Below are 13,597 nucleotides of genomic sequence, written 5' to 3' on the forward strand. Positions count from 1 at the left end.
TTTCTTGATAGCGGTACTGGAGGATATTGCCGGTCAATGGAAAGGATTAGGCGTCGGTGGAGATGACGGTTTTGGTGCCCGTGGGCATTTCCGGGGTGGCGTCGACGACGGCGGGTGCGGGCTTGGGCTTGTTGCCGCCCAGATTGCGCATCAGCAGGCCGGTGATGGAGGGCTTGCCCTGGGTCTTGTTGTAGACGTCCAGTGCCACGGCGAGCAGCAGGACCAGGCCCTTGATCATGGAGGTCAGGTCAGCGCCAACGCCCAGCAGCTGCAGGCCGTTGTTCAGTACGGCCATGACCAGGCCGCCCACGATGGAACCCACCACGGTACCGACGCCGCCGGAGACGGCTGCACCGCCGATGAAGACGGCCGCGATGGCGTCCAGCTCCCAGTTGGTGCCGTCGAACGGACCCGAGGCGGTGGAGCGGGCAACGAAGATCATGCCGGCCAGGGCGGCCAGGATGGACATGTTCATCATGACCATGAAGTTGACCTTTTTGCCCTGCACGCCGGAGAGCTCGGCTGCGTGCCGGTTACCGCCCACGGCGTAGACGTGGCGGCCCAGGATGGTCTTGTTGGAGACGAAACCGTAGAACAGGACCATGACGCCGAGGATGATGCCGGAGACCGGGAAGGAGGTGCCCGGACGGCCGGTGGCGAAGAGGTACGTGGCGTAGAGGATGACGGCGCAGAGCAGGCCGATCTTGACTACCGGCACCCAGGCCGGCGGGTTGGCCGTGCCGAGCTTGGCATTGCGGCCGCGCTTGCGCATTTCGCCGTAGATAACTGCGGCGCACAGGACCAGGCCGATAAGCAGGGTCAGGTTGTTGTAGCCCGGGATGGGGCCGCCCTCGGGCAGGTACCCGGCGCCGATGAACTGGAATTCGGAGGGGACGGGCACTGTGTTGGACTTGCCGACCCACTGGTTTGCACCGCGGAAGATCAGCATGCCGGCCAGCGTGACGATGAACGCCGGAATGCCGACGTAGGCGACCCAGAAGCCCTGCCAGGCGCCGATCGCGGCACCCACCACCAGACCCAGAATGATGCCGGCGTACCAGGGCAGTCCCCAGTCCCGCATGGCCATGGCGACGACGATGCCGGAGAAGGCGGCCACGGATCCGACGGAGAGGTCGATGTGGCCGGCAATGATCACGAAGACCATGCCGACGGCGAGGATGAGGATGTAGGAGTTGCCGTTGAACAGGTTGATCATGTTCGTGGACGTGAGTGTCTTGCCCCCGGTGAGGAGCTGGAACAGGACAACGAGGATGCCCAGGGCGAAGATCATCCCGAATTGGCGGCCGTTGCCGCCCAGGAGCTGCTTGATGGCGTTCATGAAAGGGTTCCTTGTGCGGCGTAGGTTTTCTTGGCGGGTGAGGTCATGAGCCTCATGAGGTTCTCCTGGTCGGCTTCGTCCTTGGAGAGCTCTCCGGTGATGGCACCTTCGAAGATGGTGTAGATGCGGTCTGACAGGCCCAGCAGTTCGGGCAGCTCCGAGGAGATCACGATGACGCCCTTGCCCTGGTTGGCCAGCTGCTGGATGATCCCGTAAATCTCGTACTTGGCGCCGACGTCGATGCCCCGGGTGGGTTCGTCCAGGATCAGCAGATCCGGGTCGGTGAACATCCACTTGGCCAGGACAACCTTCTGCTGGTTGCCGCCGGAAAGCTTGGAAACGCCTTCGTCCACGGTCGGGGCCTTGGTGCGCAGGGACTTGCGGTACTCCTCGGCGTGGCGGAACTCGGCGTCGTCGTCCACCACCAGCCCGCGGGTGATCTTCTTCAGGTCCGCGGAAACCGTGGTGGCCTTGATGTCATCCAGCAGGTTCAGGCCGAGGGTCTTGCGGTCCTCGGTGACGTAGGCCAGGCCGTGGTTGATGGCGGAGTGCACGCTCTTGAGCGTGATTTCCTTGCCGTCCTTGATGATCTGGCCGGAAATGTAGTTTCCGTAGGAGCGGCCGAAAATGGACCGGGCCAGCTCGGTGCGGCCGGCGCCCATCAACCCGGCAAAACCGACAATTTCGCCGCGCTTTACGTGGAAGTCCGAACCCTTGCAGACCAGCCGGTCCGCAATGGCCGGGTGGCCGACGGTCCAGCCGCGGACCTCGAAGAAGGTCTCGCCGATCTTGGGAGTGTGGTCCGGGAAGCGGGATTCAAGCGAACGCCCCACCATGCCGCGGATGATGCGGTCCTCGTCGGCGCCTTCGACGGCGACGTCGATGCTCTCCACGGACTTGCCGTCGCGGATAATGGTGATCGAGTCGGCAATCTGCTCAATTTCGTTGAGCTTGTGCGAAATCATGATGCAGGAGATGCCCTTGTCGCGCAGCCCGGACATCAGGCCCAGCAGGTGCTGGGAATCAGTTTCGTTGAGCGCGGCGGTGGGCTCGTCGAGGATCAGCAGCCTAACGGACTTGCTCAGCGCCTTGGCGATTTCCACGAGCTGCTGCTTGCCCACGCCCAGGTCCTTGATGGGGGTGGTGGGGTCTTCCTTCAGGCCCACCCGCTCCATCAGGTCCAGGGTGTCGAAGTTGACCTTGTCCCAGTCGATGACGCCGAACCGTGTGGGTTCGTTGCCCAGGAAGATGTTTTCCGCGATGGACAGTTCCGGGATCAGCGCCAGTTCCTGGTGGATGATCACAATTCCGGCGGCTTCGCTGGAACGGATATCGCGGAACTGGACGTCGTTGCCGTTGAAGACAATATCGCCGGTGTACGTTCCGTGCGGGTAAACACCGGAAAGGACTTTCATCAGCGTCGACTTGCCGGCGCCGTTTTCACCGCAGATGGCGTGGATTTCGCCTGCACGGACCTTCAGGGACACATCCGAGAGGGCTTTAACGCCGGGGAATTCCTTGGTGATGGAGCGCATTTCCAGAATGAACGGGTTAGCCGACATGGGCGTTGTTCCCGCCGTTGGGGCAGTGCGCGCTGTGCGCGTTCACTGCCGGAGCTGTTGCTGCTCGCATGAGTGCCTCCATGTGACCTCTTTGTCGTGACATGGCCCACAGGTGAGCCGATAACGAAGTTAACAGGGTCACAGGCACTGCCGTCAAGTCTTGAACGCAAAGTGGCGGAATGACGCGGATTTGCTGAGCCCCCAAAACTGCCGGAGCAGGACTAACGGGCCGGGGCGCCCTGTTCCTGCAGGACGAGTGCAGCCGCGCCCAGTGCCTCGGCACGGTCCCCGAGGGAGGACATCTGCACCGCGGTGGTTTCATCCACCAGCGGGACGGCATGGCGGAGCAGGCCGCGGCGGACCGGCTCCAGGAAGCAGTCCCCGAGGTCGGTCAGGGAACCGCCGATAACGATGGTCTCCGGATTCAGGGTGTTGGCCAAATTGGACGCTGCACGCCCCACGGCCACTCCGGCGTCGTCAATGACGCGCAGGGTGGCGGGGTCCTTGGCAGCCGCTCGGGCCAGGATGTCCGCGGTGGTGACGGGGCCGTTGGAGGCGCGGCCCAGCAGTTCGATCATGGTGGACGTGGAGGCAATGGTCTCCAAGCAGCCGCGGTTGCCGCAGCGGCAGATCACGCCCTGTTCGTTGATGGTGGCGTGGCCGATCTCGCCGGTGATTCCCACGTGACCGTAGTACAGGGAGCCGTTGATGATCAGCCCTGCTCCGATGCCGGAGGCGACCTTGATGAAGATGAGGTTTGCCGTGCCTCCGTGCGGACCCCAGGTCACTTCTGCGAGGGCACCGAGGTTCGCGTCGTTGTCGATGAAGACCGGCATGCCGAGGCGGTCCGCCAAGTCCGCGCGCATGTTGATGCCGACCCATTCGGGCAGGATGGCGCCCTGGACCACCGTGCCGGTCCGCCGGTCAATGGGGCCGGGAATCCCGACGCCGGCGCCGAGGACGGCACTGCGGTTCACGCCCTGCCGGCGCAGCAGCCGGGCGAGCAGCGCGGCGGCTGCGTCCATGCCTTCAGCGGCCGAGTGTCCCAGTGGCAGCTGCACGGATTCTTCCTGCAGGATGCGGTAGCCCAGGGAGGCCAGGACCACCCGGACGTGGCGGCGGCCGATGTCGATGCCCGCCGCCACGGCACCGGTGTCATTCAGCCGCACGGAAACTGCGCGCCGTCCGGAACTGGTGGGCGGTTACCTGCAGGAAAGTGCGCGCCGTCCGGAACTGGTGGTCGGTTCCGTGCTGACCAGATGGTCCTCATGCAGCTGGCGCACGATGTTGGATACGGTGGCGCTGGAGAGTCCGGTCTGCCGGGACAACTCGGCCTGGGTCTGCGGTCCGGAGGCCAGCAGGGCGGTGATGATGCGCTGGCGGTTACGTTCGCGCAGGGCGCTTTGGGAGCCCGGTTTGGAGCTCTCTGAGCCCGTGGTCGGGACTGTCCTCAACGCTGAGGATGGATCGGCTGGCATAAATTAAGAGTGCTACATCACACTCTTGTCGTCAAGAATTGAACGCAATAGTAGGCCGCGGACCGATTGGCAGCTAGGACTGCCCCGCAACGGCGGTCCGGTGTTCCGCGGCGGTGCGCCGGTAGTTCGCGGCGTTGGCCTGCACCCCGGCAAATTCCTCGTCCGTCAGGCTCCGCCGCACCTTGGCAGGCATACCGGCTACCAGCGAGCGGGGCGGAACCACGGTGCCTTCGAGGATCAGGGCGCCGGCGGCCACGAGTGAACCGGCGCCGATGACGGCCCCGTTCATGATGGTGGCGCTCATGCCGATGAGGCAGTCATCCTCCACCGTGCAGCCGTGGATCACAGCGTTGTGGCCTACGCTCACCCCTGCCCCCACCGACGTCGGGAAGCCCGGATCCGCGTGCAGCACCACGTTGTCCTGCAGGTTGCTGCCGGGCCCTACCCGGATGCTGTTGGAGTCTGCGCGAACGCTGACGCCGTAGAAAGCGCTGGAGTCGGCAGCCATCACCACATCGCCGATCAGGGAGGCGGTGGGCGCTAGGAAAACACTGGGATCAACGGACGGGACAGAGCCCCGGAATTCAATGATGTGTGCCATGGGACCTTAGCGTACTGCCGTGCGGCACGAGCCTAGGTGAAGACGATAGTCCGCTTGCCGTCCAGCAGCACCCGGTGCTCGGCGTGCCACTGCACGGCCTTGGACAGTGCCCGGCCCTCGACGTCGCTGCCCAGGGCAGCGAGCTGGGCAGCGGAGCGGGAGTGGTCCACCCGGATGACTTCCTGCTCGATGATGGGCCCTTCGTCCAGGTCGGCCGTGACGTAATGGGCAGTGGCGCCGATGAGCTTCACGCCGCGCGCGTGGGCCTGGTGGTAGGGGCGGGCACCCTTGAAGGACGGGAGGAAGGAGTGGTGGATGTTGATGGCACGCCCGGCCAGATCCGCGCACAGCCGGTCGCTGAGGATCTGCATGTAGCGGGCCAGGACCACCAGTTCAATGTCCAGCTGATCCATCAGCTCCCGCAGCAGGTCCTCGGCTTCCGGCTTCGTGTCCGCAGTGACCGGGATGTGGTGGAAGGGGACACCGTAGAAATCGGCCAGGGATTCGAGCTCGCGGTGGTTGGACACAATGGCCGGAATGTCGATGGGCAGCGTGCCTGCGCGCTGCTGGAAAAGCAGGTCATTGAGGCAGTGCCCTGAAGTGGAAGCCATGATGAGGGTGCGGACGCGGCGGCCCGTGGCGTGCAGTTCCCAGGCCATGGCGAACTGGCCGGCCACCGCGGCCAGTTCGGCGCGTACTTCCGCGTAGGAGCGCGGCGAGGTGAATTCGACCCGCATAAAGAACGAACCGGTCTCGGGGCTGCCGTACTGGGCGGACTCGGTGATGTTGCCTTCTGCGGCCACGAGGGCGGCGCTGACCGCGTGGACAATGCCGGGACGGTCCGGGCAGGAAAGCGCCAGCGTGTACGTGCCCGGTGCGGAGCCGGAACCGGTGCCGCCGGGAGAAGTCGGGATCAGGTGCGTCACCCTAGCTAGGTTACCGGTTGGGGCGCGCAGGCTTAGGGTTGGGCACATGGATGTGACGTTCCTGCCGCTTTCCGACAAGGATGAAGAAGAGCTTGTCCGCTTCCTCACCACCAACAGTTTCCCCTACCACCGGATTACGGCACCGTCCGAGGAGCTGGTGCGGCGCCTGCTGATCGAGGGACGGTTCGACGGCGACGGTGTGTGTACCTATTGGGTCTTCGGCGACAACCAGCGCATGGGCCTGGTGATCCTGGAAGATCTGGGCACACCCACGCCGGTGCTGGACCTGCGCCTGGTGGAGCGTTTCCGCGGCCGGGGCAATGCGGTGCCGGTGCTGAAATCGCTGACCGGCAAGGTGTTTGACGAGCACCCCGGGATCCACCGCTTTGCCGGCCGCACACGCGAAGACAACATCGCCATGCGCAAGACCCTGCTGCGGTCCGGTTTCCTCAAGGAAGCCCATTACCGGGAGGACTGGCAGCTCGAGGACGGGCGGTACGTGGCCACCGTGGTTTACGCCATCCTGCGCCGGGACTGGGAACAGGGCACGCTTAGCCGGTTCGAGTGGGAAGAGCTGGAGCAGCCCCGGCAGCCCCGGTAGACCCCGCCTGCGGCGTTTGCCCCGCGGCCAGCAGCCGCGCCGCAGCCAGCGCCGCGGCCCGGCCCGCGCGGGTAGCCCCCAGAGTGGAAGAAGACTCCCCGTAGCCCACCAGGAGCAGCCGCGGTTCGCGCACCACCAGCACCCCGTCCATCAAGACGCCCCCGCCGGGTTCACGCAGGTGCAGGGGCGCCAGATGGTCCAGGGCGGGCCGGAAGCCCGTGGCCCACAGGATGGAGTCCACACCCTCAACCGAACCGTCGGCAAAAACCACGCCGTCTGCGGTCAGCCTGCTGATGGGACCCCGCGAGACGAGCACACCGGCCTCGATGCCGCGCTGGTACTCGGGGGTCAGCGGCAGGCCCGTAGCGGAGACCACGCTCCGCGGCGGAAGGCCGGCGCGGGTGCGTGCACTGACTCGGGCTTCCACCGCCCGGCCCCACTCGGCGTCGAACGCCCGCCGGGTGAATTCCGGCGGCCGGCGGGTTGACCACACTGTGGAGGCCCCCGCCCCGTCCAGCTGCAGCAGGAACTGCACGGCCGAGGTCCCGCCCCCCACCACCAGCACCCGCTGCCCGGTGAACTCATCGGTGCTGCGAAAATCATGGGTATGCAACTGTCGGCCGCGGAAGATCTCCCGCCCGGGGTAATAGGGCCAGTAGGGGCGGTCCCAGGTCCCGGTGGCATTGATGGCAACACGTGCCTGCCACTGCCGCCCGTCCGCCGCGTGGACGGCCAGCCGCCCGCCGTCGCCCTCCGTCACCGACACCACCGCCACCGGGCGCACGACGCCGAGGCTGAACTCCTGCTCGTACCGCCCGTAATACCGGGTAACCACCGCTGACGCCGGTTCGGCCGGATCCGGAACGCCCAGGGGCATGCCGGGCAAATCGTGCAGGGCATGCGCGGCGCCGAACGTCAGCGAGTCCCAGCGGTGCCGCCAAGCCCCGCCGGGTCCCGGATTGGCGTCCAGCACGGTGAACCCGCTACCGGCCGCCAGCCCGCGCCGGCGCAGGTGGTAGGCGGCACTGAGTCCGGCCTGTCCGGCCCCGATCACCACTACGTCCGTCTGTACCTGGCCCTCAGCGTGCACCTGCGCCTCCAAGTCCATTGCCTCGCTTCCCTGCTGAACCCTAACCTTCGGCTCCTTTCCGGTATTCCGGCCCGCAGCGGCAGAGGGAGGCTAGGATGGGGAGCGTCGCGACTGGCGTCGGGTGGATTACCACCAGGGAGCGGCACGGCACCTTACTGCCCCGGCGTTGCGCCAAGGCGGAAGGTGTTTTCAAGACCACGGATCGCACGCCTGGGCCGCGGGTCACGTTGAACTGTTTGCCATGCCCGGCCGGTGCCCACCCACCGACCGCGGCCGTGCCGGCAGGTAGCCTGACCTATAGAGAACCCAGTTCCCAGGAGATCCACGTGAGAGTATCCACCCAGCCCGTCACCAACGCGCCCCTGTCCGATGTCGATCCCGAAATTGCGGCAGTGCTTAATGACGAACTGTCCCGCCAGCGCAGCACCCTCGAGATGATCGCGTCGGAGAACTTCGCTCCGCGTTCCGTCCTTGAAGCCCAGGGGTCGGTGCTCACCAACAAGTACGCCGAGGGCTACCCCGGCCGGCGCTACTACGGCGGCTGCGAGTATGTGGACGTGGCCGAGAACCTGGCCATCGAGCGGGCGAAATCCCTTTTCGGTGCGGAATTTGCCAACGTCCAGCCGCATTCCGGAGCGCAGGCCAATGCCGCAGCGCTCGCGGCCCTGCTGCAGCCGGGCGACAAGCTGATGGGATTGAACCTGGCCCACGGCGGGCACCTGACCCACGGCATGAAACTGAATTTCTCCGGCAAGCTGTATGAAGTTGCGGCTTACGGCGTGGACGAGCAGACCTACCGGGTGGACATGGACAAGGTCCGCGAGCAGGCCCTGGCCGAACGCCCGCAGGTCATTGTTGCCGGCTGGTCCGCCTACCCCCGGCAGCTGGACTTCGACGCGTTCCGGTCCATCGCCGATGAAGCGGGCGCCTACCTGTGGACGGACATGGCCCACTTCGCCGGCCTGGTGGCCGCCGGGCTGCACCCAAACCCGGTCCCGGCGTCCGACGTCGTGACCTCCACTGTGCATAAGACGCTTGCCGGACCTCGGTCGGGCATGATCCTGGCCAAGCAGGAGTACGCCAAAAAGCTGAACTCCGCCGTGTTCCCGGGGCAGCAGGGCGGGCCGCTGATGCACGTTATTGCCGCCAAGGCCGTGGCCTTCAAGATTGCCGGGTCCGAGGAGTTCCGCGAGCGGCAGGAACGGGTGCTTGAAGGCGCGCGGATCATTGCCGACCGCCTCAACGCGCCGGACGTTGCCGGGCACGGCGTGTCCGTGCTGACCGGCGGAACCGATGTGCACCTGATCCTGGTGGACCTGCGGCACTCCGCACTGGACGGCAAGCAGGCCGAAGACCTGCTGCACTCGGTGGGCATCACCGTGAACCGCAACTCCGTCCCGTTCGACCCGCGCCCGCCGATGGTCACGTCCGGGCTGCGGATCGGCACCCCGGCGCTGGCCACCCGCGGCTTTGGCGCCGCCGAATTCACCGAAGTCGCCGAGATCATCGCGGCCGCCCTGATGCCGGCACCCGACGTCGACTCGCTGCGGGCCCGCGTGGCCGCGCTGGCGGAGGACTTTCCGCTCTACCCCGGACAGGAGGAATGGTAACCATGGAGAAAGGAACCAATATGGAGGGCAGCGTCACTAAGGCCGCCGTTTCCGAAAGCCCCGAAGAGACCGGAGTGAACCTCGGCTGGGAGGCCAAGGAAAAAACGGAGTTCGGCACCCCGGTTGCGGCCAGGATCCTCGACGGCCGTGCGGCCGCGCGGGAGATCAAGGAGGAGCTCGCGGGACGGGTGAAGGCGCTGCAGGACGAACACGGCATCACCCCCGGCCTGGGCACCGTCCTGGTGGGAGATGACCCGGCCAGCCATTCCTACGTGGGAGGCAAGCACAAGGACTGCAAGCAGGTGGGCATCAATTCCATCCGCCGCGACCTGCCGGCAGACATCAGCCAGGCGGACCTGGAAAAGGTCATCGACGAACTCAACGGGGATCCGGCCACCACCGGCTACATTGTGCAGCTGCCGCTGCCGGCCCACATCGACACCAACGCGGTGCTGGAGCGGATTGCTCCCGAGAAGGACGCCGACGGCCTGCACCCGGTCAACCTGGGCCGGCTGGTGCTCAACGTCAGCGAGCCGATGACCTCACCGCTGCCGTGCACCCCGCACGGGATTGTGCAGCTACTGGTCCGCAACGGCATTTCACTGACCGGCAAGAACGTGCTGGTGGTGGGACGCGGCGTCACCGTGGGCCGCCCCCTGGGACTGCTGCTGACCCGCCGGCCGATCAACGCCACGGTCACCCTGGCGCACACCGGAACGGTTGACCTGTTCGAGCACCTGCGCGAGGCCGACGTCGTGGTGGCCGCGGCAGGCTTCCCCGAGATGATCAAGGCCGAGGACCTCAAGCCCGGTGCCATTGTCCTGGACGTCGGCGTCACCCGGGTCACCGACCCCGAGACCGGCAAGACCACGCTGACCGGGGACGTGGAGCCGGCAGCGGCCGACGTCGCCGCCTGGATTTCGCCGAACCCGGGCGGGGTGGGGCCCATGACCCGGGCGATGCTCCTGTCCAACGTGGTGGAAGCGGCAGAACGGCAGGCCGGAGTCCTGGCCTAGGGAAGGTTTAAGCGCAGTATGACGGGCCGGTGCAGGCGCAGAGGCACCGGCCCGTGGCGCGTCCACTACACTTTCTCAAGTGCCGCAGATCACAGTAAGCAAAACTGTCCCTGAAACCCGCTCCGACTACGTTATTTCCGCCCGGAACCTGACCAAGTCCTACGGCGACTTCACTGCCGTCAACGGCATCTCCTTCGACGTACCGCCGGGGGAGTCCTTCGGCCTGCTCGGACCCAACGGGGCCGGCAAATCCACCACCATGAAAATGATCGGCGGGGTGTCCCAGCGGACCTCCGGCGAGCTGAGCATCATGGGACTGGACCCCAACACCTACGGCCCGGAGGTCCGCGCGCACTTGGGCGTGGTGCCGCAGCAGGACAACCTGGACGAGGACCTGCGCGTCCGGGACAACCTGCTGGCCTACGGACGGTACTTCGGGCTGCCCAAGAGCTACCTGCAGCCCAAAGCGGACGAACTGCTGGAATTCGCCCAGCTGACCGATAAGGCCAAGGCCCGCGTGGATTCCCTCTCCGGCGGCATGAAGCGGCGGCTGACCATTGCCCGCTCCCTGATCAATGATCCGAAGATCCTGCTGCTGGATGAACCCACCACCGGCCTGGACCCGCAGGCCCGGCACATTCTCTGGGACCGGCTTTTCCGGCTCAAGGAAGCAGGGGTCACGCTGATCCTCACCACCCACTACATGGATGAGGCCGAACAGCTCTGCGACCGGCTCATCGTGGTGGACAAGGGCGCCATCATGGCCGAGGGCTCCCCGGCTGCCCTGATCCGCGAGCATTCCACCCGCGAAGTGGTGGAGCTGCGCTTTGGCTCCGACCGCAACACCACCGTGGCCGCGGATCTGGAAGGCATCGGGGAACGGCTGGAAACCCTTCCGGACCGGGTGCTGATCTACGCCAACGACGGCGAAGACGCCCTGGATGCAGTGACGGCCCGGGGGCTGCGGCCCATCACCTCGCTGGTGCGGCGTTCCTCGCTGGAGGATGTTTTCCTCCGGCTGACCGGCAGGAGCCTCATTGACTAAGCTCCCAGCCGAAGAATCCCGGCACGCCGTGCTGGGGCTGCGTTCCCCGCTGACACCGCTGCAGACCGCAGCGAAGGCGCGCCATTTCGGTGCCTTCTACTACGCCGACATGTGGATCCGGCGGATGCGCGGCTACCAGTGGACGGTGCTGATGACCGCCGTCGGCACCCCGCTGGTCTACCTGCTGGGCATGGGCACCGGGCTGGCGGTACTGATTGATGCCAACTCCGACGCCGGTTTTCCCGGCGGCAACGGGTCCACTGTCTCCTACCTGGTGTTCCTTGGCCCGGCCCTGGTAGCCACCGCCGCACTGATGGTCTCCAGCGAGGAGAACACCTACACGGTGATGGGCGGGTTCAAATGGCACCGCACCTACTACGGTCCCAACGCCTCGCCGCTTTCCAGCGGGCAGATAGCCTCCGGCCACGTCCTGGGCCTCGCCTTCCGTCTCCTGCTGACCACCGGCATCTACTACCTGTTCCTGCTGCTGTTCGGTGCCGTTCCGCAGCCGGGCACCGGTTGGCTGATGGTCTTCACCGCCCTGCTGGCAGGGCTGGCCTTCGGCCTGCCGCTGCTGGCGTTCAGCGCCACGCTCAAAGAGGACAAGGGCCAGTTCGCCATGGTCCAGCGCTTCATCGTGATGCCGCTGTTCCTGTTCTCGGGAACGTTCTTCCCGCTGGACAACCTTCCGCTCGGGGTGCGGTGGATCGGCTGGATCTCACCGCTGTGGCATTCCACCGAGCTGGGCCGGGTGCTCAGTTACGGCCACCCCGAACCGGCTGCCATGACCGCCCTGCACCTTGCCTATCTGCTGGCCCTGGCCGCCGTCGGCCTGGTCCTGGGCCGGCGCAACTTCACCAGGAGGCTGGACGGATGAGCACACAGAACTCCACGGCCACCACTTCGCTGGTCCCGCGGGACCGTTTCCTCGGCTCGCTTTACGGCCGCAATACCCGGGCCGTGATTGCACGCGGCCTCAAGGCCACGTGGGGCACCAACTGGAGCATCATGGTCAGCGGCTTCGTGGAGCCGGTGCTCTACTTGGTGGCCATGGGCATTGGGCTGGGCGCACTGGTGGGCACAGTTACCGGGCCCGGGGGAGCGGAGATGGGCTATGCGAACTACATTGCGCCCGCCCTGCTCGCCGTGTCCGCCATGAACGGCGCCGTTTACGACTCCACCATGAATGTGTTCTTCAAGCTCAACTATGCCCGGCTGTACGAGGGGATGCTCTCCACTCCGCTGGGGCCGCTGGATGTGGCCATGGGGGAAATCTTCCTCGCGTTGCTGCGCGGAGCGATGTACGCCACGGGGTTTACTGCCGTAATGGGTGCCATGGGCCTGATTACATCGCCCTGGGCGCTGCTAATGATCCCCGCAGCGGTGGTCATAGCCTTCGGGTTTGCCTCCTTCGGCATGGCGGTGACCAGCTATATGAAGACCTTCCAGCAGCTGGACTGGGTGAACATGATCATGCTGCCCATGTTCCTGCTCTCGGCGACCTTCTATCCGCTGAGTGTCTACCCCGAAGCGATGCAGTCCGTGATCCAGGCGCTGCCGCTGTGGCACGGCGTGGAAATGCTGCGGCAGATCAGCGTGGGCATTTTCAGCTGGGGGACCGCCGGCCACCTGCTGTACTTCGTGGTGATGATTGCCGTTGGACTGACGGCGACGACGGTCCGGCTGCGCGCATTGTTCCTGAAGTAGGGCAGTTCCTGGCTACGCGGTCAGCTGTGCCAGCCGGCGGCGGAAGACTTCCGCCAGGCGTTCGTTGAACAGCACGAACTCTGCGTGCTGCAGGTTCTGCGGCTCGTGGCCGAGGAGCTCCTGAAGGCCGATGTCCGCCACGGTTTCCGGTTCCCAGCCGTAGATTCCGGCACTAACGGCCGGAAAGGCGATGCTTTCGGCGCCGAGCTCCTCCGCCGCGGCCAGAGCCGTGCGGAAACAGGAGCGCAGCAGCTCCGGATCCGTTTCCCCGGCCCCGGCGTTGGGGCCCACGGTGTGGACAACCCACCGCGCCCGGAGGTTGTACCCCGGCGTGGCCACGGACCGGCCCGTGGGCAATCCGTCCCGCAGGGAAGCGGCCCGCAGCTCACGGCAGGCGGCCAGGAGTTCCGGTCCCGCGGCCCGGTGGATGGCGCCGTCCACACCGCCGCCGCCCAGCAGCGAGGAATTGGCTGCGTTGACAATCACATCGGTGTCGCGCTCCGTGATGTCGCCGGTACGGATTTCAATATGCATCGGCCCAGTGTCGCACCGGCGGACGGCAGGCACCAGCCGGGATCCCAGCTGCGGTGCGCGTTGCCCCGCGGGGCACTGCTTCCCTTGC

The 13,597-nt window shown here is 66.1% G+C and carries 12 protein-coding genes and 1 pseudogene; 6 read left to right on the top strand and 7 right to left on the bottom strand.

The features are described from left to right. Window positions 1–46 precede the first annotated feature (46 nt). The 5 genes and pseudogenes from mmsB to purU all read right to left on the bottom strand — a co-directional run bounded on the left by mmsB (window position 47) and on the right by purU (window position 5,906). Window positions 47–1,339, bottom strand: a complete 1,293-nt coding sequence (gene mmsB, locus LJ754_RS12950) for a multiple monosaccharide ABC transporter permease (protein ID WP_227914243.1) — start codon at window positions 1,337–1,339, stop codon at window positions 47–49. Beyond that, window positions 1,336–2,901 (bottom strand): multiple monosaccharide ABC transporter ATP-binding protein, encoded by a 1,566-nt coding sequence (gene mmsA, locus LJ754_RS12955; RefSeq protein WP_227914242.1) that lies wholly within the window; start codon window positions 2,899–2,901, stop codon window positions 1,336–1,338. Before mmsA ends, mmsB begins: the two co-directional genes overlap by 4 nt. A 221-nt stretch (window positions 2,902–3,122) precedes the next feature. Then, window positions 3,123–4,379 (bottom strand): annotated as a pseudogene (locus LJ754_RS12960) (ROK family transcriptional regulator). A gap of 73 nt (window positions 4,380–4,452) precedes the next feature. Next, window positions 4,453–4,980 (bottom strand): gamma carbonic anhydrase family protein, encoded by a 528-nt coding sequence (locus tag LJ754_RS12965; protein WP_227926916.1) that lies wholly within the window; start codon window positions 4,978–4,980, stop codon window positions 4,453–4,455. Window positions 4,981–5,012: 32 nt separating this feature from the next. Then, the gene (gene purU / locus LJ754_RS12970; protein ID WP_442860331.1) at window positions 5,013–5,906 is read right to left on the bottom strand and encodes a formyltetrahydrofolate deformylase; all 894 of its coding nucleotides are present in this window, start codon (window positions 5,904–5,906) and stop codon (window positions 5,013–5,015) included. 46 nt (window positions 5,907–5,952) lie between these two features. On the opposite strand from purU, the gene LJ754_RS12975 reads away from it, so the two are divergent. Next, window positions 5,953–6,507, top strand: coding sequence for a GNAT family N-acetyltransferase (locus LJ754_RS12975; protein ID WP_227926917.1), 555 nt, complete (start codon window positions 5,953–5,955; stop codon window positions 6,505–6,507). Here the strand turns inward: LJ754_RS12975 and LJ754_RS12980 are convergent. Then, window positions 6,458–7,615 (bottom strand): FAD-dependent oxidoreductase, encoded by a 1,158-nt coding sequence (locus LJ754_RS12980; RefSeq protein ID WP_227926918.1) that lies wholly within the window; start codon window positions 7,613–7,615, stop codon window positions 6,458–6,460. The two genes, LJ754_RS12975 and LJ754_RS12980, sit on opposite strands and share 50 nt — an antisense overlap. Window positions 7,616–7,923: 308 nt before the next feature. Here LJ754_RS12980 and glyA point away from each other — a divergent pair, with 308 nt between their 5' ends. The 5 genes from glyA to LJ754_RS13005 all read left to right on the top strand — a co-directional run bounded on the left by glyA (window position 7,924) and on the right by LJ754_RS13005 (window position 12,975). Further along, window positions 7,924–9,207: a serine hydroxymethyltransferase gene (gene glyA / locus LJ754_RS12985; RefSeq protein WP_442860199.1), complete on the top strand. Its 1,284-nt coding sequence runs from the start codon at window positions 7,924–7,926 to the stop codon at window positions 9,205–9,207. A 2-nt stretch (window positions 9,208–9,209) separates the two neighbouring features. Then, window positions 9,210–10,223, top strand: a complete 1,014-nt coding sequence (locus tag LJ754_RS12990) for a bifunctional methylenetetrahydrofolate dehydrogenase/methenyltetrahydrofolate cyclohydrolase (RefSeq protein WP_227914237.1) — start codon at window positions 9,210–9,212, stop codon at window positions 10,221–10,223. Between the two features lie 79 nt (window positions 10,224–10,302). Next, window positions 10,303–11,268 (top strand): ABC transporter ATP-binding protein, encoded by a 966-nt coding sequence (locus LJ754_RS12995; protein ID WP_227914236.1) that lies wholly within the window; start codon window positions 10,303–10,305, stop codon window positions 11,266–11,268. After that, a complete protein-coding gene (locus LJ754_RS13000) occupies window positions 11,261–12,145 on the top strand; it encodes an ABC transporter permease (protein WP_227926919.1) in 885 nt (294 codons plus the stop codon). Before LJ754_RS12995 ends, LJ754_RS13000 begins: the two co-directional genes overlap by 8 nt. Continuing rightward, window positions 12,142–12,975, top strand: a complete 834-nt coding sequence (locus tag LJ754_RS13005) for an ABC transporter permease (protein WP_227926920.1) — start codon at window positions 12,142–12,144, stop codon at window positions 12,973–12,975. The genes LJ754_RS13000 and LJ754_RS13005 overlap by 4 nt, the downstream gene beginning before the upstream one ends. Before the next feature lie 12 nt (window positions 12,976–12,987). On the opposite strand, the gene LJ754_RS13010 is transcribed toward LJ754_RS13005, so the two are convergent. Then, window positions 12,988–13,509 carry an O-acetyl-ADP-ribose deacetylase gene (locus LJ754_RS13010; protein ID WP_227926921.1) on the bottom strand — a complete coding sequence of 174 codons (522 nt, stop codon included), beginning with the start codon at window positions 13,507–13,509 and terminating at the stop codon, window positions 12,988–12,990. Between the last annotated feature and the right edge of the window lie 88 nt (window positions 13,510–13,597).

The sequence above is a fragment of the Arthrobacter sp. zg-Y40 genome (assembly GCF_020731535.1).
Lineage (GTDB): Bacteria > Actinomycetota > Actinomycetes > Actinomycetales > Micrococcaceae > Arthrobacter_B.

What these genes read in the sequence shown, in the direction of transcription:
- mmsB (WP_227914243.1), bottom strand. Translation starts at nt 1,339, where the DNA reads ATGAACGCCATCAAGCAGCTCCTGGGCGGCAACGGCCGCCAATTCGGG.
- mmsA (WP_227914242.1), bottom strand. Translation starts at nt 2,901, where the DNA reads ATGTCGGCTAACCCGTTCATTCTGGAAATGCGCTCCATCACCAAGGAA.
- LJ754_RS12965 (WP_227926916.1), bottom strand. Translation starts at nt 4,980, where the DNA reads ATGGCACACATCATTGAATTCCGGGGCTCTGTCCCGTCCGTTGATCCC.
- LJ754_RS12975 (WP_227926917.1), top strand. Translation starts at nt 5,953, where the DNA reads ATGGATGTGACGTTCCTGCCGCTTTCCGACAAGGATGAAGAAGAGCTT.
- LJ754_RS12980 (WP_227926918.1), bottom strand. Translation starts at nt 7,615, where the DNA reads ATGGACTTGGAGGCGCAGGTGCACGCTGAGGGCCAGGTACAGACGGAC.
- LJ754_RS12990 (WP_227914237.1), top strand. Translation starts at nt 9,210, where the DNA reads ATGGAGAAAGGAACCAATATGGAGGGCAGCGTCACTAAGGCCGCCGTT.
- LJ754_RS13005 (WP_227926920.1), top strand. Translation starts at nt 12,142, where the DNA reads ATGAGCACACAGAACTCCACGGCCACCACTTCGCTGGTCCCGCGGGAC.
- LJ754_RS13010 (WP_227926921.1), bottom strand. Translation starts at nt 13,509, where the DNA reads ATGCATATTGAAATCCGTACCGGCGACATCACGGAGCGCGACACCGAT.